At 40.9% G+C, this 22030-nt stretch carries 21 protein-coding genes; 17 read left to right on the top strand and 4 right to left on the bottom strand.

The features are described from left to right. Positions 1-9: 9 nt before the first annotated feature. The 12 genes from flhF (at position 10) to H5164_RS17580 (ending at position 10934) form a co-directional block, all read left to right on the top strand. Entirely contained in the window at positions 10-1395 is a 1386-nt protein-coding gene (flhF, locus tag H5164_RS17635) for a flagellar biosynthesis protein FlhF (RefSeq protein WP_182757210.1), read from the top strand. A 4-nt stretch (positions 1396-1399) separates the two neighbouring features. Further along, a complete protein-coding gene (locus H5164_RS17630) occupies positions 1400-2281 on the top strand; it encodes a MinD/ParA family protein (protein WP_124017021.1) in 882 nt (293 codons plus the stop codon). Further along, positions 2274-2993 (top strand): RNA polymerase sigma factor FliA, encoded by a 720-nt coding sequence (locus H5164_RS17625; RefSeq protein ID WP_182698022.1) that lies wholly within the window; start codon positions 2274-2276, stop codon positions 2991-2993. The genes H5164_RS17630 and H5164_RS17625 overlap by 8 nt, the downstream gene beginning before the upstream one ends. Before the next feature lie 44 nt (positions 2994-3037). Further along, the gene (cheY, locus tag H5164_RS17620) at positions 3038-3421 is read left to right on the top strand and encodes a chemotaxis response regulator CheY (protein ID WP_011919599.1); all 384 of its coding nucleotides are present in this window, start codon (positions 3038-3040) and stop codon (positions 3419-3421) included. Between the two features lie 13 nt (positions 3422-3434). Continuing rightward, entirely contained in the window at positions 3435-4172 is a 738-nt protein-coding gene (locus H5164_RS17615) for a protein phosphatase CheZ (protein ID WP_124016941.1), read from the top strand. A 15-nt stretch (positions 4173-4187) separates the two neighbouring features. Then, complete coding sequence (locus H5164_RS17610; RefSeq protein WP_182757209.1) at positions 4188-6401, top strand: chemotaxis protein CheA; 2214 nt, start codon at positions 4188-4190, stop codon at positions 6399-6401. 27 nt (positions 6402-6428) lie between these two features. Next, positions 6429-7622 carry a chemotaxis response regulator protein-glutamate methylesterase gene (locus H5164_RS17605; protein WP_124016943.1) on the top strand — a complete coding sequence of 398 codons (1194 nt, stop codon included), beginning with the start codon at positions 6429-6431 and terminating at the stop codon, positions 7620-7622. Then, positions 7615-8067, top strand: coding sequence for a membrane anchored protein in chemotaxis locus (locus tag H5164_RS17600; protein WP_310736204.1), 453 nt, complete (start codon positions 7615-7617; stop codon positions 8065-8067). The genes H5164_RS17605 and H5164_RS17600 overlap by 8 nt, the downstream gene beginning before the upstream one ends. 46 nt (positions 8068-8113) lie before the next feature. Then, positions 8114-8908, top strand: a complete 795-nt coding sequence (locus H5164_RS17595; protein ID WP_124016944.1) for a ParA family protein — start codon at positions 8114-8116, stop codon at positions 8906-8908. Further along, positions 8892-9950 carry a chemotaxis protein CheW gene (locus H5164_RS17590; RefSeq protein ID WP_124016945.1) on the top strand — a complete coding sequence of 353 codons (1059 nt, stop codon included), beginning with the start codon at positions 8892-8894 and terminating at the stop codon, positions 9948-9950. The genes H5164_RS17595 and H5164_RS17590 overlap by 17 nt, the downstream gene beginning before the upstream one ends. A 2-nt stretch (positions 9951-9952) precedes the next feature. Next, positions 9953-10447, top strand: coding sequence for a chemotaxis protein CheW (locus tag H5164_RS17585; RefSeq protein ID WP_124016946.1), 495 nt, complete (start codon positions 9953-9955; stop codon positions 10445-10447). A gap of 88 nt (positions 10448-10535) precedes the next feature. Further along, on the top strand, positions 10536-10934 hold the full coding sequence (locus H5164_RS17580) for a DUF2802 domain-containing protein (RefSeq protein WP_124016947.1): 399 nt from the start codon (positions 10536-10538) through the stop codon (positions 10932-10934). A 95-nt stretch (positions 10935-11029) separates the two neighbouring features. Here H5164_RS17580 and H5164_RS17575 read toward each other — a convergent pair whose 3' ends face one another. After that, positions 11030-12406, bottom strand: a complete 1377-nt coding sequence (locus H5164_RS17575) for an RsmB/NOP family class I SAM-dependent RNA methyltransferase (protein WP_182757208.1) — start codon at positions 12404-12406, stop codon at positions 11030-11032. Positions 12407-12575: 169 nt separating this feature from the next. Continuing rightward, positions 12576-13247, bottom strand: a complete 672-nt coding sequence (locus H5164_RS17570; RefSeq protein ID WP_182757207.1) for a DUF2461 domain-containing protein — start codon at positions 13245-13247, stop codon at positions 12576-12578. 466 nt (positions 13248-13713) lie between these two features. Here H5164_RS17570 and H5164_RS17565 point away from each other — a divergent pair, with 466 nt between their 5' ends. The 4 genes from H5164_RS17565 (at position 13714) to H5164_RS17550 (ending at position 18160) form a co-directional block, all read left to right on the top strand. Next, a complete protein-coding gene (locus tag H5164_RS17565; protein WP_124016950.1) occupies positions 13714-14145 on the top strand; it encodes a RimK/LysX family protein in 432 nt (143 codons plus the stop codon). A gap of 3 nt (positions 14146-14148) precedes the next feature. After that, a complete protein-coding gene (gene rimK / locus H5164_RS17560) occupies positions 14149-15054 on the top strand; it encodes a 30S ribosomal protein S6--L-glutamate ligase (RefSeq protein ID WP_124016951.1) in 906 nt (301 codons plus the stop codon). Continuing rightward, positions 15054-16070 (top strand): succinylglutamate desuccinylase/aspartoacylase family protein, encoded by a 1017-nt coding sequence (locus H5164_RS17555; RefSeq protein ID WP_124016952.1) that lies wholly within the window; start codon positions 15054-15056, stop codon positions 16068-16070. The genes rimK and H5164_RS17555 overlap by 1 nt, the downstream gene beginning before the upstream one ends. A 506-nt stretch (positions 16071-16576) precedes the next feature. Further along, complete coding sequence (locus tag H5164_RS17550; protein ID WP_182757206.1) at positions 16577-18160, top strand: PAS domain-containing methyl-accepting chemotaxis protein; 1584 nt, start codon at positions 16577-16579, stop codon at positions 18158-18160. A 323-nt stretch (positions 18161-18483) separates the two neighbouring features. Here H5164_RS17550 and H5164_RS17545 read toward each other — a convergent pair whose 3' ends face one another. Then, a complete protein-coding gene (locus H5164_RS17545) occupies positions 18484-20520 on the bottom strand; it encodes a methyl-accepting chemotaxis protein (RefSeq protein WP_259396858.1) in 2037 nt (678 codons plus the stop codon). A gap of 400 nt (positions 20521-20920) precedes the next feature. On the opposite strand from H5164_RS17545, the gene H5164_RS17540 reads away from it, so the two are divergent. Beyond that, complete coding sequence (locus tag H5164_RS17540; protein WP_182757205.1) at positions 20921-21613, top strand: fumarylacetoacetate hydrolase family protein; 693 nt, start codon at positions 20921-20923, stop codon at positions 21611-21613. Positions 21614-21764: 151 nt separating this feature from the next. Here the strand turns inward: H5164_RS17540 and H5164_RS17535 are convergent, their stop codons facing one another. Beyond that, the gene (locus tag H5164_RS17535; protein ID WP_124016955.1) at positions 21765-22022 is read right to left on the bottom strand and encodes a hypothetical protein; all 258 of its coding nucleotides are present in this window, start codon (positions 22020-22022) and stop codon (positions 21765-21767) included. Positions 22023-22030: the final 8 nt, after the last annotated feature.

Genomic DNA, 22030 nt, shown 5'->3' with positions numbered 1-22030 from the left:
GGTGCATAAGTGAAAATTAAACGATTTTTTGCCAAAGATATGCGCGAAGCATTGGCTCAAGTAAAAGAGACCTTAGGCTCTGACGCTGTCATTATGTCAAACAAAAAAGTAGCAGGCGGAATCGAAATTGTCGCCGCAGTCGATTATGATGAACCTAAGGCCTCTATTGCATCGCAAGCGCCAACGACAAGCTTTATGGATGTCAGTGAGGATCGCGTCTCAATAGGCGCAAAGCCTGTAATGAAAGCTCAATCTAAGGTAAATCCGCCACCGGAAGCAGATTCTCTTCAAGCATTGCTTGAAAAACAGCATAATCGCATGAAACAACAAATGTCTGTTCGCCAAGATGAACCTGAATTACCTGAGTGGGCGCGTCAATTACAAGGGGCAAAGTCAGCTAAGCCTACATCAACGTTAAAAGCGCAAGCCGCGCCTGAACATGCTAAAAAAACCAATAGAAATCAATCTGATGATATGGACGCGTTACGTGAAGAAATGGCTTCATTACGTAACTTATTGACTCATCAAGTGTCATCGTTAATGAAAGACCAAAAAAAGCGTACCGATCCAGTTGGTGCTATGCTTGAAAGTAAATTGATTGCCGCAGAGTTTTCTCCTGCAGTTGCTGCTAAACTAGCAGGATTGAGTCAACATTATACGCCAGCCGACTTAGTAAGAGCGCTACCGCAAAGCTTAGCTAACTTACTCGACAACCAAGGTGATGATATTGTCAAACGTGGGGGGGTGGTCGCTTTTGTTGGCCCAACAGGTGTAGGTAAGACGACTTCTTTAGCTAAAATAGCAGCTCGATTTGCTGCCCATCATGGCCCCGAGCAGGTGGCATTGATTACCACAGATCATTATCGTATTGGTGCCTATGAGCAATTAGCAACTTATGGCAAAATAATGGGCTGTCCGGTGAAACAAGCACATGATTTAGCCGAATTAGAACAAATTCTTTATCAATTTAGGAATCGTAAGTTAGTATTAATCGATACCGCCGGTATGGGGCAGCGAGATATGCGCTTATATCAGCAACTTGATAATTTGACGGCAAATAGTAGGATCCCCATTCGGAGTTACTTAGTCTTGTCAGCGACAGGCCAGCGCCGTGTCTTACAAGATGCTGTAGAACATTTTAAACGTATTCCATTAGCGGGTGCGATTTTAACAAAATTAGATGAATCAATATCAATTGCAGGTGCATTGAGCGTATTGATTCAAAATGAGTTACCATTAAGCTATGTTACTGACGGTCAACGTGTTCCTGAGGACATGAAAGTCGCAGATACACTAGAGCTAGCCAAGAAAGCTCTCGCGGCGTTAAATGAAACTGAACAACAATTATCACAAGACACAGTGTGGTCTAATGACACAGCCTATGCATTTGAGTAAAGATATGACTCGGGATCAAGCAAGTGGTTTACGTATGATGAATCAACCAAATAACGATAAAGTTAAAGTAATTGCCGTATCCGGTGGTAAAGGCGGAGTTGGTAAAACAAGTGTGTCAATTAATACTGCGGTAGCATTAGCCGAAAAGGGCAAACGTGTATTAGTACTTGATGCCGATTTAGGTTTAGCCAATGTCGATGTGATGCTCGGGATACGTGCTGAGAAAAATTTATCTCATGTTTTGTCAGGTGATGCCGAATTAGATGACATCATTGTACGCGGACCCAAAGGTATCGGTATTGTTCCTGCTACATCAGGTTCACAAGCGATGGTTGAATTGACACCAGCACAACATGCCGGTTTGATCCGTGCATTTAGTGAAATGCGGACTCAGTTTGATATTTTAATTGTTGATACTGCTGCCGGTATATCAGATATGGTGCTGAGTTTTTCTCGTGCATCACAAGATGTATTAATTGTAGTTTGTGACGAACCAACATCGATTACTGATGCTTATGCGTTAATTAAGATACTAAGTCGTGAACATGGTGTGTTCCACTTCAAAATTGTGGCAAATATGGTACGTAGTTTACGAGAAGGTATGGAATTATTTGCTAAACTCAGTAAAGTGACTGATAGATTTCTAGATGTTGCATTGGAGTTGGTGGCAACCATTCCCTTTGATGAGAATTTACGTAAAGCTGTTCGCAAACAAAAACTAGTCGTTGAAGCGTATCCTAAATCACCTTCAGCCATTGCTTACCACGGATTAGCCAATAAAATTATGACTTGGCCTGTGCCACAGCAACCCGGTGGTCATTTAGAATTTTTTGTTGAACGTCTTGTACAACGTAAGCCGATACAAGAAGGAAGAACGGGTGAATAAAGCCGCAGCGTATACTCAGTTCGATAACAAAACGTCTATCATTGAACAGTATGCACCGTTGGTAAAAAGAATTGCTCATCATATGCTGGCAAGATTACCAGCATCGGTGCAACTTGATGACCTGTTACAAGCTGGAATGATGGGGTTGCTTGAGGCCTCATCAAAATTTGATAACAGCAAAGGTGCTAAGTTTGAAACTTTTGCTGGCATTAGAATTCGTGGAGCGATGATAGATGAAATTCGTCGTGGTGACTGGGTTCCACGCTCAGTTCACCGTAATAATCGTCGAGTTGCACAAGTAATTGATGAATTAGAGCAACAGCTTGGTCGTGATGCTTATGATACTGAAATTGCTGAAAAGCTTGAAATGTCGCTCGATGAGTACCATCATATCTTAAATGATGTTTCTGTTGGTAAAATCATAGGCATAGAAGATCTTGGTGTTTCGCAAGATGTGTTAATCACAGATAATGAATCGCCAGATGAGGCCTTTGACTCGCTTGCTGAAATTCAATTCCAATCTGCATTGGTTGAAGCAATTAAGACATTGCCAGAAAGAGATGCGTTAGTGTTGTCGTTATATTACAACGAAGCATTAAATTTAAAAGAAATCGGTGCCATCCTTGATGTTAGTGAATCGCGTGTAAGCCAGATATTAAGTCAGGCAATGCTCAGATTAAAAGCTAAACTCAAGCATTGGACACAAGAATAATAACTTATTTAGAGCAAACGAGTGTCAGCTCACCGGAGGAAACCTTGGACAAGAATATGAAGATTCTTATTGTTGACGATTTTTCAACAATGAGGCGTATCATTAAGAACTTGTTGCGAGATTTGGGATTTAATAATACCCAAGAAGCAGATGATGGCTCAACAGCCCTACCTATGTTACAAAAAGGCGATTTTGATTTTGTAGTAACTGACTGGAACATGCCTGGAATGCAAGGTATTGATTTACTTAGAGCAATCCGTGCAGATGATTCGTTAAAGCATTTACCCGTATTGATGGTAACCGCAGAAGCCAAGCGTGAACAAATTATTGCTGCAGCGCAAGCTGGGGTAAATGGTTATGTGGTAAAGCCTTTCACCGCCGCAACGTTAAAAGAAAAGTTAGATAAAATCTTTGAACGACTCGCATAAGCAAGGATAAGTCATGCAGGCATCAATATCGGGGTTAATCACTCTCGAACAGGCCCAAGAACTTGTTGAATTGCTTACCTTAGGTCAGCAAGATAAAGCTGATGACGTCATCAGGGAGCTTGCTACACCATTGCAGCGTGAGCTTTTTGAAGAAGTGGGTAAGTTAACTCGACAACTTCATAGTGCATTAAAAGATTTTCAAATTGATAACCGTTTATCTGAATTAGCCAATACCGAAATTCCGGATGCTAAAGAAAGATTAAACTACGTTATCGATATGACAGAGCAAGCTGCTAATAAAACCATGGATGCAGTTGAAGAATGTCTACCTTTGGCCGATACCATTATCAGTAATATTCAATCAGTAACGCCAATGTGGGATAAATTGATGCGTCGTGACATCGAGTTGGGTGAGTTTAAATCACTTTGCCATGATGTTCAGCAGTTTATGTTACACAGTGAAAATGATTGTAATCGTCTTCGTGAGCTATTAAATCAAATTTTAATGGCGCAAGACTTCCAAGACTTAACTGGCCAAATGATCCGTCGAGTGATTGATTTAGTTCGTGAAGTAGAAAGTAATTTAGTTTCAATGCTAACGGTGTTTGGTGATCATATTACTGAGTCATCGCCAACGATAAACGATAATAAAATAGAAGCAGAAGGCCCCATCATGAATGCAGAACTGCGTGAAGATGTGGTGACAGGTCAGGATGAAGTAGACGATCTGCTATCAAGTCTGGGTTTCTAATTAGGAGTCAATTTAATGTCCTTTGATGTTGATGAAGAGATACTCCAGGACTTTTTAATTGAAGCTGGTGAGATTTTAGAGCTTCTACAAGAGCAGCTAGTTGCCCTTGAAAATAATCCTGATGACAGTGATTTACTTAATGCTATTTTCCGTGGATTTCATACTGTCAAAGGCGGAGCTGGTTTTTTAAGCTTAAAGCCGATGGTTGACGTGTGTCATGAAGCTGAAAATACGTTCGATTTATTGCGCACCGGAAAACGTGGCGTAAATGCAGAATTAATGGATATTATTTTGCAAGCGGTCGACGCCATTAATACTATGTTTGCTCAAACTCAACAGGGACAAGAACAAGACCCTGCAGATCCAATGCTACTTGCGAAACTCAAATTATTAAGCTCAGGTGCGCCATTACCCTCAGAGATGTCGGCTGCAGAACTTGAACCTATCGAAAATGTAGTTGAGGTTAACGAGCCTGAAGTCATTGAAGATGTGAGTTCTTTTACGGCAGAAACGTCTGATTCTGGCAGCATCGATGAAATTGATGAGTTAGAATTTGAAGCCTTGCTTGATGCCTTACACGGTTCAGGTAACAGTCCTGTTGCATCTAAATCTTCTGCAATAAAGAAAGACAATATTGACTCAAAACCAGCACCAGCAAAAAGCAGTGACGAAATTACCGATGACGAATTTGAAGCACTCTTAGACGAGTTACACGGCTCAGGTTCATTTAAAGCCAAAGACGAACCTGTGGTTGCCGCTAAACCTGCAAGTACACCAGTTGCTCAACCCGCAGTAGACTCAGATGAAATCACCGACGATGAGTTTGAACGTCTTTTAGATGAATTACACGGTAAAGGCACTGCCCCAGTAGCGAAAGTGCAATCAACTCCGGTTGCTGCAGAATCTGCTAAAGTGGTTACTCCTCCACCGGCAGCAAAAACCGCTCCGACTCCAGTTGCTAAGCCAGTTATGCCATCGACTCCAGCCGTTGTGCCAAAAGTTGAACCCTTAGCAGATAAAGCCCCTGTCAAAGCGTCGTCTGTGCCACAAGGTGAAACCACAGTTCGCGTTGATACCGCTCGTTTAGATCAAATCATGAATATGGTTGGTGAATTGGTATTAGTCCGTAATCGACTGGTGAGCTTAGGCATTAATCGTGAAGACGAGGAAATGTCAAAAGCACTTGCTAACCTTGATTTGGTGACCGCTGATTTACAAGGTGCGGTGATGAAGACGCGCATGCAACCTATCAAGAAAGTATTTGGTCGTTTCCCACGGGTTGTTCGAGATTTAGCGCGTACATTAAATAAAGAAATTGATTTAGTGATGATTGGTGAAGACACCGATCTTGATAAAAATTTAGTTGAGGCTTTAGCCGATCCTTTGGTCCACTTAGTGAGAAACTCAGTCGACCACGGTATTGAAATGCCGGTTACTCGTGAAGCAAATGGCAAATCCCGAACCGGTACTATTACCTTATCGGCTAGCCAAGAAGGTGATCACATCCTGCTGAAAATTGAGGATGATGGCGCTGGCATGGATCCTGAAAAGCTAAAACAAATTGCGATAAGTCGTGGTGTGCTCGATGAAGATGCCGCCTCGAGAATGACTGATAACGAAGCGTATAATCTGATTTTCGCTCCAGGGTTTTCAACTAAAGTTGAAATCTCAGACATTTCAGGCCGTGGTGTGGGTATGGATGTGGTGAAAACCCGCATAAATCAACTCAATGGTACTGTCTACATTGATTCGATGAAAGGTAAGGGCACCACACTTGAAATTAAAGTGCCGTTAACCTTGGCTATCATGCCAACCTTGATGGTTGATGTGTCTAATCAAGTTTTCGCTCTGCCATTATCGAGTGTTAATGAGATATTTAATTTAGATTTAACCAAAACCAATATTGTAGATGGTCAATTAACGGTTATTTTCCGTAATAAAGCCGTGCCATTATTTTATCTAGAACATTGGTTGCACAGTAAGAAATCGACATTTAAGCATGGTGATAAGAAGCATGGCCATGTTGTGATTGTTCAACTTGGTACGATGCAAATCGGTTTCGTTGTTGATGCATTAATTGGGCAAGAAGAAGTTGTCATCAAACCACTTGGCAGTATGTTACAAGGTACGCCAGGAATGGCGGGGGCAACAATTACATCAGATGGTGGTATTGCACTTATTTTAGATGTGCCAGGACTACTGAAACATTACGCCAAAAGCAAAAAATAAAAAAAGTTCCATTATTTAAGGAATTCAATGGCCATAAAAGTATTAGTTGTAGATGATTCTAGCTTTTTTCGACGTCGAGTCAGTGAGATTGTTAATAAAGATCCTGATCTCGAAGTCGTTGCTGTTGCTGTTAACGGTAAAGAAGCTGTTGAAATGGCTGCAAAGTTAAAGCCTCAAGTCATTACCATGGACATTGAAATGCCAGTGATGGATGGTATTACTGCTGTGCGTGAAATCATGGCTACTAACCCCACTCCAATTTTAATGTTTTCATCATTAACTCATGATGGTGCCAAAGCGACACTTGATGCGTTAGAAGCCGGCGCATTAGATTTTTTACCAAAACGCTTTGAAGATATTGCGACCAATAAAGACGATGCAATACTGTTACTGCAGCAGCGAATTAAAGCTTTGGGGCGACGCAGAGTATATCGCCCAAGTTCAGCATCAAGTTCATTATCGACTTCATCATCACCTGAACCTCGTAAAACATCGGTTTCCGCTTCGGATACCTATTCATCTCGTCGTCCATTTAGCAGCGGTTTAACTCCAACGCCTGCGGCAACCCACTCTAGTGCATCTCCCGATCGCCATACTCCCAATAACACGAGTTCATCAATATCGTCTATTCGGGCTAGTGGTAAACAATACAAAGTATTACTTATCGGGACTTCAACTGGTGGACCAGTGGCTTTGCAGAAAGTATTAACCGCTTTTCCTGCTAATTATCCTCATCCAATTGTATTGATCCAGCACATGCCTGCAGCATTTACTCCTGCATTTGCAGCACGTTTAAATACATTGTGTAAAATTGATGTAAAAGAGGCTGAAAATGGGGATGTTATGCGCCCTGGATGCGCTTATTTAGCGCCCGGTGGTATGCAGCTTATGGTTGAGCGAAATGGTATTACAGGCAGACTTAAAGTTGTTCCTGGTACCCCTGAAATGAATTATAAGCCAAGTGTAGATATTACTTTTGCGTCTGCATCTAAAGCTTTTGGTGGAGATGTTTTGGCTGTAGTGTTGACTGGGATGGGGGCCGACGGTAGAGAAGGGGCTAGAATGTTAAAGTCTGTTGGTGCCACTATTTGGGCGCAGGATGAAGCAAGCTGCGTGGTATATGGTATGCCACAAGCTGTAGCATCTGCTGGTATCTCGACTCACTCTATTTCGTTGGATAATATTGCTGAAGCTATTTTAAAAGAGTCTAGTCGTGGCTAAGTCGAGTTATTCCTTACAGACTAAGCACATGCTGGGTTTTTTTCTGTGTTTTATTGCCATCTTAGTACTAGCGGGTTTGTATGTTGATGCGAATAAAAAGATAACACTATTAAAGCAAGATGTGGCTCGTTTAACCGACTCTCAAGTACTTTTGATGGTTCCTGAGGAGCAAGCTGCTAATATTGCTAATTGGTTAACTCAGCATCCTGAACAAACTCAAGCAATTGTTGCGTCCGCAGGACAAGAGCAAGCTAAAAGTGTGTTGTTTGGACCTGGCGCTTTAGATGATGATCAGCCCACTAAACTTAAGCATCCCGAAGTTGTTAGTGAAGGCAATAATCAAGAAATCATAGTGTCAGAAGATGCTCAAGGGGTTAAGGTGATCCGTTTACCTAACGGTGGGATCCGTGTAACAACCCGTGATGATACACAACACAAGCAGTAGTCAATATTCCATAACAGCATCATTATAATGAGTTGAGAGGCTTTTTTTGAAAGTATGGACGGTAGCGAATCAAAAAGGTGGTGTCGGTAAAACAACCACAGTAGCCAGTTTAGCCGGAGCATTGGTTAAGCGTGGTCAACGAGTGCTGATGATTGATACTGATCCTCATGCTTCATTGGGTTATTACTTAGGTATTGATTCAGATGAAGTGCCATGTTCGCTTTATGATGTCTTTTTGAATCACCAGACACTGACTCAAGAGTTTATATTACAAAATGTCATCCCAACTCAAATAGAGGGACTGGATATTATTGCTGCTAATATGGCGTTAGCAACACTGGATAGATCCTTAGGTCATCAGGAAGGTATGGGCTTGGTGTTGCGCAATTTATTGGCGCTACTTGAAGATAAATATGATGTGGCTATCATTGACTGCCCACCTGTTTTAGGGGTGCTAATGGTTAATGCATTAGCTGCAAGTCATCACATTATTATACCGGTTCAGACTGAGTTTTTAGCCATAAAAGGCCTTGAACGTATGGTGAAAACCATGGAAATCATGGGGCGTTCCAAGAAAACACGATATAGTTTCACCGTATTACCGACTATGTATGACAAGCGAACTAAAGCCTCACCTATCGCACTACAATTTTTGCAGGATAAATATGGTTCATCACTTTGGCCTAGTGATGTGATTCCTGTGGACACTAAATTTAGAGATGCAAGCTTGGCTCATTTACCTGCATCACATTATTCAGCCAGTAGCCGAGGTGTAAAAGCTTACAATCGTCTGCTGGATTTTTTATTTTCTCAGGAGTTTAACCATGTCAAAATCGGTTGATGAAACTGTTTTTGATTATTTCAGTCTTTTACTACAGGAATCGTCAGAGTCGATTCCTGTGAATCCTGCTAATAATATTACTACTAAATCGCTAAATATTATCGAGGACAAGCTGGCTGATACCACCACAATAGCCGCATCTTCATCAGCTCATTATTCACCGCCAACTTTGTCTAAGATTTCATCTGTTGTTGCGAGCCAGTGGGATTATGCCCAGCCGACAACCAGTGTAGATAAACTGGCGCTTGAAAAATTATTATCAGCAGTATCTACACCTAGTGCTGAAACAGATTTATCGCAACAGATCAAAAATAGCGCTGAACGTGTTCGTCAGGCAATTAGTGATATTGAGCCTAAAGCAGTCGTTAATAATACAAAAACACAAGAAATAGAGCTAACGGATAAAGAAATCAAGCCGTTAGTCGATATAAATAATAACGAAAGTTCACATGCTGTTATAAAAGACGCTATTATTAAGCATGAAGAGTTGGTGATGAATTCGGCGGAGCAAGTGCAAACGCCACCACAAACTCAGGTTGGGCATCAACCACCGAGTATCACCCATGATTTACAAGAAGTACTTGATGATGAGTTTCAGGTGCTATTCTTTAATGTTGCAGGGTTAACGTTAGCGGTACCACTAGTGAGCTTGGGGGGGATTATTAAAATTGACAAGATAAACCATCTTATTGGTAGGCCCTCTTGGTTTAAAGGGGTGCAAACCCACCGAGATACTAAAATTAATGTGGTTGATACATGTGCATGGGTAATGCCTGAAAAATATTCTCCAGCATTAGCACAAACGGTAAATTATCAATATCTTGTTATGCTAGAAGATAGTCAGTGGGGACTAACGTGCGAATCGTTAGTTAACGCCGTTAAAATAGATAAATCCCACGTCAATTGGCGTGAAAAACCGGGTAAGCGTCCTTGGCTTGCTGGGGTAGTAAAACAACAAATGTGTGGCATTTTACATGTTCAAGCATTAATCAAAATGCTTGATGCAGGTTTAGGTTGTCAGGATTCGATTGACCGAGGTTAACTATGAGCGATTCTAGAAGTGTAGCAGCGGTTGCTGCAAGTAAAGACGATGCAGTATTACAATGGGTAACATTTAAATTAGATAATGAAACCTATGGTATTAACGTAATGCAAGTTCAGGAAGTATTACGTTATACCGAAATAGCTCCTGTGCCAGGTGCTCCTGATTATGTGTTAGGGATTATTAACCTTCGCGGAAACGTAGTTACCGTTATCGATACTCGTTCACGTTTTGGCTTACAATCAGCAGAATTAGACGACTCGACTCGTATCGTGATTATTGAAGCAGAAAAACAAGTTATTGGTATCTTAGTTGATAGCGTGGCTGAAGTCGTATACTTGCGCCGTTCTGAAATCGATAACGCTCCTAATGTCGGCACGGAAGAAAGTGCTAAATTTATTCAAGGGGTGAGTAATCGCGACAACGAGTTATTAATCTTGGTTGATTTAGATAAACTATTATCTGACGATGAGTGGGTTGAATTAACTCAAATCTAGTCGTGTTGTAACCGAAAAGCCAACCGAATCACTGTTGGCTTTTTTGTTTGGCTTAGTGCTTTTGAGTAATAGCAACATAGGTATGTTAATGGGTGATGAATTTCTAATTGCAGCTTTAGTGTGTGCGATTGCATGTCTTGTTTTAGTACTTTACTTGCAAAAACAGTCGAGTAAATTAAAAACTAAAGTGGATGCCCTGACTGTGTTGGTTAAAGAAAGCGACCGTCAGCGTGAAGCTGTTAAGCGTGAATTACACGAATTACGCAGTGGTACTATTGGTGTCGGTAGGCGAGTTGTCGAACTAGAAAAAAAACTGTCTAAACAGTCTGATATGCTTGAAGAAGCTAGCCAGCAAGACCCACAAGCTAAATTATACTCGCGTGCGCTCAAAATGGTCGGTCTTGGGGCTGGTATTGAAGAGTTAATGCAAGAGTGTGAATTGCCAAAAGCTGAAGCGGAATTAATACTGCGGCTGCACAGAAAATAGCTCAATAGTGTTTGTCTGTGAACCATAATATAAAAGCCATCGAAAGATGGCTTTTTAGTGGAGCATTATTTGGCATTAGTGTTTGAGTCAGCGTGCTATTTACGACGCATCTTAGCAACAAACATCCCATCACTATCGGCTTGTTGAGGCCAAATCGTTAACATATCAAATTGCTCACCAGTAAAAGGATGTATGACTGGTTCAAGTTCAAACTCAGACGTTACTGATAAAAAGTCTTTCACAATCTGTTCATTTTCACTTGGTGATAAAGAGCAGGTGGCATAAACCAATTTACCGCCCGATTTTACTGCAGCAGCGCTTCGACGTAAAATTGCTAATTGAAGTATAGGCTTGTCTGTAATCGCGCTAGCATCATCAAGCCAGCGCATATCAGGATTTCGACGCCAAGTGCCAGTGCAGCTGCAGGGTGCATCAACTAATACACCGTCAAAAGCATTAGCATCGACAGGCAATACCTCTCCTTTCCATGGCGCGACACTGATATGCTCAAAACCCGCACGTTTAGCTCTTTTACGCAGCTCTTCTAAAGGTTTATGGCGAATATCTGATGCCGTAATGCTACCGCTAAATTCTGTGCTTTGCTGTGACATTAATGAATGCAATTGCAGGGATTTACCGCCAGCACCACTGCACGCATCCCACCATTTCTCATGATTGTTCGGCTGGCAAATTTGGCCAATAACTTGTGAGGCTAAATCCTGAATTTCAAGATGACCTTGTTTATAAACCTCTATCTCATTTAGATTAATACTTTTATGCCCTAGACTAATGGCATCGGCAAAGTAGCCGCTGTTTTTAGCTTCAACACCCGCTTGTTTAAGTGATGCAATTAATTTGGCTGTTGATAATGTTTGTGCCCGAGCCCAAATGGGGGGGCGAGTCGTCATTGCGTTAACAAGCGCATATTGCTCTGTGCTATCTACTGGACAAAGTTGCCAAAACCATTGGGGTAATAACTGAGTGATTTGACAACTTTCTATCGCGCTTAAAGCAATATAAGCGGCTAATTTATCCTTTAATGTGGCTTGATTATCTAGGGTGGTTTGATCTGCGCGGGTTTTGGGCCAATTAGCAAAATCATTCCAAGCACCAGTGACATCATGCCATGGGTGTTGTTCTAACATTGCACAAGCGCTTAATTGTTGGAACCATGTACTGTGTTTTTGACTGGTCTCTAACTGGCTTAACCAACCCCACCAGCGAAATAAACCAAACAAACTTTCACGGATCACTCGTCTATCTTTAGAGCCATGTTTTTTATGCTCGCGAAAATATTGGCCAATGATTCTATCGGCTGGCATGCCGGTGTTCATCACTTGATTGAAAAGTGTTTCAATCGTTGTCGAGTAACTTAAGGCGCGTTTTTGTGCTGGCGTGATCGCAGCGATTTCGGACGCAGATGTCTCAATTGATGGTGTTGTGTTAGACATGGCGGAAATATTATGGCTCATGAATTGACCTGGTAATAGGTGCAGCAATTAACAGAGTGCTGCACCGGAAACTATTTTTTGCTAGTTTAACACGGCTTATCTAAATAATGAGCTAAAACTATAATAGCGTAAAAATGAGTTAATATTTTCAACAACACCATGATTAACGTGTCGTTATGGTGCTTAAAGACTAAAAATCTAGCTCTAGGGCAAAACATAAGTAAGCCATTAATGCGCGAGTATGCTGATATTCTTGCGCACAAAACTCGACAAAATCAGCCTGGCATACTTGCTCAGGACTAATGGATTTTATGGCGATAAAGTCTTTACGCTTTAGCTCGTCAATCATGGGATGATGTTTATCAAATCCGCGTGGCGGTCTGGATAAGCTATCGCCTGTTAATTCAAATCCAGCCTGCCTCAATTGCGCTAATGCTTTTTGGTACGAGTTAGGGTTTTCATCAATACAATGGCGAATTGCATTGAGCGTTTTTGATTCAGGATGCCAAATTCCAGCCGCAATAAAGCATTCATCATTGGCAATATGGACATAAAATCCAGGCGCATGCACATCTTTTGCTTGAAAGTGTCTAAACTGGATACCCACATTGGTTTTATAAGGCGTTTTATTTTTACTAAAGCGACTGTCGCGTTGTGGGCGCATTAGGCTACCCCCGACTTTTTTAGCTACAGCAACAAATCGTGGTGATAAGCCTAAAATGGGTCCTTGCATGGCTTCTATAAATTGTAATGCAGGGCTTCTAACCTGATCTTCATATTGTTGCTGGTTGGCTTTAAACCATTCTCTATCATTATTGGCTGCTAGAGTGTTTAAAAAATCGAAACTAAGTTGACTGAACATGACGATACCTTTTTACAATAGCGATGCAGATTATAATGTTATAATTTTACTAGTATGTTAAACAATGTCTGTAGTAAGTGACATAGCTAGGATTTATTTAAACTATTAAGATTGAATACCTTATGTTGACATCTCTATATTAATGCGGTGTTTTTTGGTATTTTATCTAGAGTAAACATAATATTTTGATGCTTTTTAAATTACCGTATATCCATTGTAACTTACTGACATAGAAATTTTTTTTCATTATTCTTTAAATGTTAATTTGATATAAATAAAGTGTTGGTGTTAAAATCGCTTCAAAGGCTAGTTTATTGATGTAAACCTTGTGGTTCATCTTTAATCAACAACATATATTGGTTGGCTAGTGCAAGACGTTAAACCGATTTTGCTATCTATTCAAACACTAATTCATTTAAAGATTACACTTTGGAATGAATAATTCCTCTATAAGAAAGGATTGACCATGACTGAACATTCCCTCGGTATTGTGGGTTGGCGTGAGTGGGGCACTTTTCCTGATATTGGCAACGAAAGAGTCAAAATCAAAGTGGATACTGGCGCAAAAACATCTTGTTTGCATGCGTTCAAAATAAAACCGTTTCAAAAAAATAACCAAAAATGGGTTCGAGTCTGGCTGCATCCTGACCAGGATTCTGACCGAGAAGTCGTGTGTGAGTTTCAAGTATTTGATCGCCGAGATGTCAGTGATTCCGGCGGCCATGTAACCAAACGTTACGTGATAAAAACCCCCATTCTTATCGGTACACAACTTTTTGACATCGAACTGACATTGACCAATAGAGATCACATGAAATTTAGGATGTTATTAGGTCGTCGCGCGTTAGAAGGGCGATTTTTGGTTAATTCAGCAGAATCATTTTTAGCAGGAGAATAACAAATGCATATTGCAATAATGTCGAGAAATAAGAATTTATACTCGACCAGTCGCTTAAGAGAAGCTGCTGAAGCTCGCGGTCATACCATCAAAATTGTCGATCCATTAAAGTGTTACATGAACATCAACATGAATGCACCTAGTATTCATGTCCGCGGTGAAGAGCTGCCAAAATTTGATGCAGTGATTCCGCGAATTGGCGCGTCAGTGACCTTTTATGGCACAGCAGTATTACGCCAGTTCGAAATGATGGGCACTCACCCATTAAACGAGTCTGTCGCCATTACACGTTCTCGGGACAAATTACGTTCATTGCAACTGTTATCTCGCAAGAATATTGGTTTGCCGGTGACCGGTTTTGCCAGTAAGCCTGCTGATATTCCCGATTTGTTGGACATGGTCGGTGGTGCTCCTTGTGTGATTAAGTTACTTGAAGGCACTCAAGGTATTGGTGTGGTATTAGCTGAAACCCGTAAAGCCGCCGAATCGGTTATTGAAGCCTTCATGGGGTTAAAAGCCAACATCATGGTGCAAGAGTATATTGCCGAAGCTGGTGGCGCTGATATTCGTTGTTTCGTGATTGGTGACAAAGTGATTGCGGCGATGAAACGCCAAGCATTACCAGGTGAGTTTCGTTCTAATTTACACCGTGGTGGTTCTGCCAGCATTGTTAAGCTCACTCCAGAAGAACGTTCAACGGCATTACGTGCTGCTAAAACGATGGGGCTAAACGTTGCGGGTGTAGATATTTTACGTTCTAAGCACGGTCCATTAGTGATGGAAGTTAACTCATCTCCGGGTCTTGAAGGCATCGAAAAAGCCACCGGTATTGATGTTGCGGAAAAAATTATTCAGTTTATTGAAAAAAATGTTAAATCTACTAGCTCGAAAACGAAAGGAGTTGGTTAATGGCAAGAAAGCACGAACCGTTTGTTATCGGTGATGTTAGCGTACCGGCAGGCACTCAGCAAAGTGTTAAATTGCCCGCAGCAAAACTGTATAACGATACACCGATGGATCTGCACGTTGAAGTGTTTCATGGCACTAAAGCGGGACCTGTTTTATTGGTTTGCGCAGCGATCCACGGTGATGAGTTAAATGGCATAGAAATATGTCGACGCTTGCTCGGTCGTGTGAATGCTAAAACCTTAACCGGGACCTTACTCATTGTCCCTATCGTTAACGTATTTGGTTTTATTCAACAATCTCGCTATTTACCCGATCGTCGTGACTTAAATCGCTGTTTTCCGGGCTCAGCTAAAGGTGCGCTTGCCAGCCGTTTAGCGCATTTATTTAGCAGTATTTTAGTTAAACGTGCAACCCATATTATTGATTTACATACTGGCGCAATTCATCGCGATAACTTACCGCAGATCCGCTGTGATACCGACGATACAATGATGCTCGATATGGCTAATGCTTTTGGAGCACCAGTCATAATGTCTTCTAAAGCACGTGAAGGTTCAATGCGCGGTTATGCTAACAGCCTTAATATTCCTTGTATTTTATATGAGGCTGGTGAAGCACTGCGCTTTAGCGATATGTCGATTAAGTCTGGTGTAAATGGCGTTATCAATGTGATGCGTTGTTTAGGTATGACCAAAGGTAAAATTAACACTAAAACCACCAGTGTTAATGCAAGTCGCAGTTACTGGGTACGCAGTGAATCTGATGGGCTGGTGAATATTAAATTTAAACTGGGTGAGCGAGTATCTAAAGGCCAAGTGTTAGCCAATATTGTTAACCCTCTGGGCGGCGAGCCGATACCATTAAAGGCCCCAACAGATGGGATTATTATTGGCAACAGCAATATTCCGGTCACCAATGAAGGTGAGGGCTTGTTTCACATTGCACAATTTAGTGGTGATGAAATAGAAGTTATTAACGATAATCTTGATGATTTTATGCAAGAGTACGCTGAATAACGTTCTTGAATAGAAACCCTTTGAGAGTTTAATTGGATTGTTAGTCAAGCTGTATAAAGCGATTATTAGCACTATGTTATTAGATAACTTAACCCTTGGTGATGACGAAGCTCGGGTTAAGTTTATAGATAGAGATGTGTTTTAAACTCGCAACAGGATGATTAACCTAATGTTGGATTTACTGTTTTAGGCTAAGTATCCTGAATTCAGCTCATTTTCAACTCGCTTCACGATAAGCCAATCAAGGTTAAGTTTAAAACGACGAGAGTAATGCTTGGTAATAAATCGACCAAAATTATTTTACAGATAGTTAATTAATTAATTGACAATTTTCAGATACATACCAAACTTATAATGACTTATCAAAATAAGTTTATATCTCGTTAAGTACAGTGATGTTATCAATCAACAAGCTCATTAAACGAAATTGTTATCTTTGCACCTTGGTGTCAAAGATAATCTTAATGGATGCTTATTTTCCATACATTTAAAAGGATTTAGTGTTCATGCGCAATAATCAACCCGTTACCCTAAAGCAATATTACTTCGACGATGAAGTTCGTTTAATTTCAGGAACTGATCTACGCGGCCACATCACTTATTGTAATGATGCTTTTGTTGAGGTCAGCGGCTTTGAAAAAAGCGAGTTAATCGGAAAACCCCATAATCTCGTTCGCCATCCCGATATGCCAAGTGAAGTGTTCAAAGAGATGTGGGCCTGTATTTCAGCTGGTAAAGTATGGATGGGGTTGGTTAAGAATCGTCGAAAAAATGGCGATTACTATTGGGTTAGCGCATTTGTCACCCCAGTGTTTGAAAATAATAAAGTAGCAGGATATGAGTCCGTCAGGATAACGGCATTACCTGCAGAAATTGCTCGAGCAGAGGCTGCTTATGCCAGGATCAAGGCCAATAAATCCCCAAGGCCACTGCACGCTAAAATAAAACATCAAGTACTTAAGTTGTTACCCGTTTGGTTACCTATGTTTGTTTTGTCAATGGTACTCTTTGAGTTCTGGGGGCTGTTCCCTGGCTTGATATGTTTAATCACACTCACTCTATCAGCTGCATGGTTAGGCTATAAACAACAGCAAGACTGGTTAGAAGTCGTCACACTCAATCCTAATTCGTTTACCGATCGCACTGTCGCAGAAACCTACTTTGCTGATTTTGGCGCCAAAGCACAGGCTAAATTAGCTCTTGGTTGTGAAATTGCTCGATGTCGTACCGCTATGACAAGGATCGAGGATGCAGCAGGATCTTTAGATGGTATTGTTGAGCATACCCAAGTTGAAGCAGAGTCAACCGCTAAAGCTGTCGGTCTTCAAAGCGCATCAATACAACAAATTGCTTCAGCCATTACAGAGATGTCTACAGCGATACAAGAGGTCTCTGCTAATGTCGAGCGTAATGCTGATAGTGCTAAAGATGCATTAGACAATGTGAGTGCAGGGGCTCTACTTGCAAATCAAGCCAAACAGTCTATTGATGAATTAAATCTCTCGGTTGCTGATATTGCGACTACCGTTCGCGAGTTATCGGAATCCACCAATGAGATTGGTCAAGCCGCCAGTATTATCTCCAGTATTGCCGATCAAACTAATCTACTAGCGTTAAATGCGGCCATTGAGGCAGCAAGGGCAGGTGAGCAAGGAAGAGGATTTAGTGTTGTTGCTGATGAGGTCCGCTCTCTGGCATTTAAAACTCGCGAATCAACCGATAAAATTCACAGTATTGTCAGTGTATTAACCAAACGTGCCAGTAACGCTGTCCAAGTGTCACTTAGGGGCGAGCAAGCGGCAAGTAAAGGTGTTCAAATTGTCGATGAAACTCGTAATGCATTAGCGTCGATTAATCAATCAGTCGAGCAAATTACCCAACTTACCCTAGATATGTCAGCCGCTGTAGAAGAGCAAGGCGCTGTCGCTGAACACATTAACCAACAAATTATTGATATTGCTGATTCAGCAGAGATAACTAAAATATCATCAGAAAAATCCTTACATAATAGTAGTGAGTTAGGTGAATCCGTAATGATGGTTAGATCAATTATCAGACGTTTTGCCGTTGGTGCCATAGGCAAGAAATAAATTAAACAGCAGATGTCAAAAAGGCCAGAAACTTGAATGTTTCTGGCCTTTTTATTCGCTTAATCATGATGGTATAAAACGTTCCATTGTACTGGAGCATGAAGTCAGTGGATCAGCTCATGGATCTAGCTGATAGTTTATTGAGTTATTGATACCGCCCCTCTGGCTTTTCCTCAGGTTTTTATTCGCTTCATTATAGTATAAAACGTTCCACTGCACTGATACATGAAGTCAGTGGATCAGCTCATGGATCTAGCTGATAGTTTATTGAGTTATTGATACTGTCCCTCTGGCTTTTCCTCAGGTTTTTATTCGCTTAATGGTTATAGTTTAAAGCGTTCTACTGAGGTCGTCAGTGAATGAGCTAATTGGTTTAGTTGCTGGCTTCTTTCTGTCATTGATGCCGATTCTTGGGCATTTTGTTGCGCTGAGTCTGCAGTCTGAGTCATTGTTTGTTCTATTTGTTGACTGTAATTAACCTGTTCATTGGCCGCGTGAGTAATATTTTGGCTCATGCCACTAATGGTATTTAATGCGGTTTCTATATTTTCAATCGCATCATGTAAAGATTGGCTTTGTTCTACACATTCACTGGCTTGGTTTTGTCCTTGGGTGATCGCCTTAACGGCGTTTGTGGTTTCTTGCTGCAATGCATCTATCATGGTTTGAATTTCGGCTGTTGATAATTGAGTTCTAGAGGCTAATGAACGTACCTCGTCAGCAACGACAGCAAAGCCGCGACCATGCTCACCCGCTCTGGCTGCTTCAATGGCTGCATTCAACGCAAGTAAATTGGTTTGGTCTGCAATAGCACTAATCGTTGTTAAAATCCCGCCAATATTGTTGCTATGCTGACTAAGCGTTGTCATGATCTTAACTGAGTCGTGCAAGCTACTTGATAAGGTCTCAATACGGATACGATTATCATCGGCAATGGTTTTTATTTGTCCTCCTTGGACAGAGGCGGATTTGATATATTGCTCTGATTCAGAAGCTTGTTGATTAACCTGAGTTGAACTGTGATGTATTTGTTCGGCAAGCTGTTTGGCTTGGCTAATATTATCAATCTGTTGTGAGGCTGAATGAGATATTTTTTCGCTTTGTACTTGTGAGCGAATAGCGGATTCATCTAATTGATGGGCATCACTATTAATCGCTTGTAATAACTGGGTCAAATCATCAGATAACTTATTAGTGTTGTCTATCAATTCGCCAAATTCATCATTATTTCGTTTGCTTAATCGTTGCGATAAATCGCCACCCGCAATTCGCGATAATGCGATGTTTATTGCTTGTAGAGGGCCTAACATGGCTTTTGAGGTAAAGTAATAAATAAAAATCGCCATCGATACAAATATCACTGCCATTAAAATGGCTAATGTTTGTGCTGTCGTCACTTCATCAACGGCCACCATCTGCAATAGGTGGAACCGTTCGTTAGCGAGTGTGACTAATTGATCTAACTGCTGATTAGTCGTATCAAAAAAGGTGTTAGCTTGCAGGTGACTTTGCTCTGCCAAGAGTTGCTTATTGATGACATTTTGTTGCGCGATGTACAAGTTACCAGGCTCATCTGTAAATTGTTTAATTGCTTGCAAGTGAGTGTTAAATTCTGCAAATAGCGCCGTAGCACCTAAGGGTTCAGCTTGTTGAGTTAAGTAGCTGCCATTGACGCTAATATTACCTAATAACATGGCAACATCTTGTTTGTGGATGTCCACGGCATCGGTAGAGGTTAATCGACCGAGTTCTGTCATGGTATTACCCAGAGTAAATAGCATGTCATCGATACGTACTCCACCACCAACCACTTCTTCTAATAATGAGGCCTCATTTTCTGGCGCTTCGATAAGCTCTAAATCAATCATGTTATTACTGGCGCTGATGCGCGCATCGTCGAACTGTTGTTTTAAAGTGGTGAAAGTGGCGCGGGTTTGCTCTATTTCGAGTTTTGCGTTGAACATAGTGCGAGATTGCTTAATGTACTGCTCATAAGCATTTTGGGCTTTGGTTAACGCCTGTTGCATCGTCGGCTGGTCGGCGACTTTGACTAATAGTGTGCTTAATACGTTATCGAATTCTTGCTGTAATTGATTAAATTGTGTAAAGCTGAGATTAATATTGTCATTACCTGTTTGTGAATAAGCTAGGCTATCTGTTTTTGCCATTTTTAATAAGGTAATTTGCAACCCGTTCGATTGATTTTGTACCGGGACGGCTAAGGTTTCAATATTATTATTTGCTGTTTGAATTTGATTTAGGGAACCATAGAAAAAACTACTTCCAACAAGCAGTAATAAGCCTATTGAGGAAAAACCTAGCGCTATTTTTTGTTTAATAGTGAATTCGAACATGGCCATTTGGTCTCTCTTATTGTTATTTACCTGACGTCATTCATACTATATTTATATGTGCTATTGCTTGTTTATTGTCTGTTCAAGACTGACTCTAGACTAGAACGTTGTAAAAAAAATGTAAATGCACTTATGCAAAAAATAGAAATATATCTTTGTTTTTATAGTAGTATTTCATTGTTTATAAGTAAGCAATACCTAGCTTGTAATCAAGATGTGTATATTCTTGTTAAGTTTATATGGCTACTGTTCAACATCTATATCGTCAGTTAGCAGCAAGATTGATAGGCTATCTTTATGTTCACTAGATACCCAATAGTATTTTGCTTTAAGTCTAAAAAGTGTAGTTGTTTATATCGCTAAATCGATATTTTTTATCATTATTTTGAAACCATTCGAGGTTAATGTGAGTCAACAATCGGTAACGCTAATACAAGCCAGTGGCCAACAGAAAAATATTACGCCGTCGAAAGTGATATGTATTGGGCGAAATTATGCTGAGCATATTGATGAATTAGGCAATGAAGTACCCGATGATATGGTGGTATTTCTTAAGCCTAATTCAGCGATTACTGAGATCTTATTAAGCTATAAGGACGAAGTGTTGCATTATGAAGCGGAGTTATGTTTTATGGTGGCAGATGGTCAGTTTGGTGCAGTTGGCCTTGGGTTAGATATGACCAAACGCGAGCTCCAAGGTAAATTAAAAAAACAAGGCTTACCGTGGGAGAGAGCAAAAGCCTTTGATAGCTCAGCCCTGTTTAGTCAATTTATTCCAATCACTCCGGGCATGGATAATTGGTGTTTTCAGTTAACCATTGATAACGTCGTGACCCAACTTGGGCATCAGCAATTAATGATGTATCAGCCTCGAGCCATTTTTAATGCGCTTAGTGAGTTTATGACTTTAAATGATGGTGATATTGTTATGACGGGAACCCCAAAAGGTGTGGGAGCTGTCACTGCTGATACGCAATTTACGATCAGTTTATGGCCTAATGTGCCATTTAGTCAGTTTGAGACTGCACTCTCGGGTGCTCATTCGCTTGAACAGCTTTGTGGTAAGCCAATGATCCTCAAGCAGTGGCTTGCTCAATAATCTTAGTACTGGACATGGCGATAGTGCTGCATGTAAATAGATAAAGCGCGAAAAAAAATGACCATCTTGTTAAAGGTGGTCATTTTTTATTGGTCATTGCTGGCGAGTACTTACGCATTTATCTTTTCAATGAGTACTGCTTTTCTGCGTACTATTTCATTAACGCTACCGCTTCCATGTCTAGCTCGATATCGGTGCAACCTTTAGCACAATAAATCCCAGGGGCTTTAGCTGCAGGTTTGGCCTGTTTAGTGTTAGGCGGCAATTGCAGTGTTAGCGGTTTATTGCAATCACTGCAAGTGGCATTATTACCTTTAAGCATGCGCTTAATCAGATTCTTTTGTTGATTAAATGACGCCAATGTAGGGGCATTAATCGCTGAGAAATCGAGTTTCTGGGTATCGCTCATCTTAGTTC

It is taken from the genome of Shewanella sp. SG41-3 (assembly GCF_014164545.1).
GTDB classification, from domain to species: Bacteria; Pseudomonadota; Gammaproteobacteria; order Enterobacterales; family Shewanellaceae; genus Shewanella; species Shewanella vesiculosa.
This window is presented reverse-complemented; position numbering and strand designations above follow the sequence as displayed.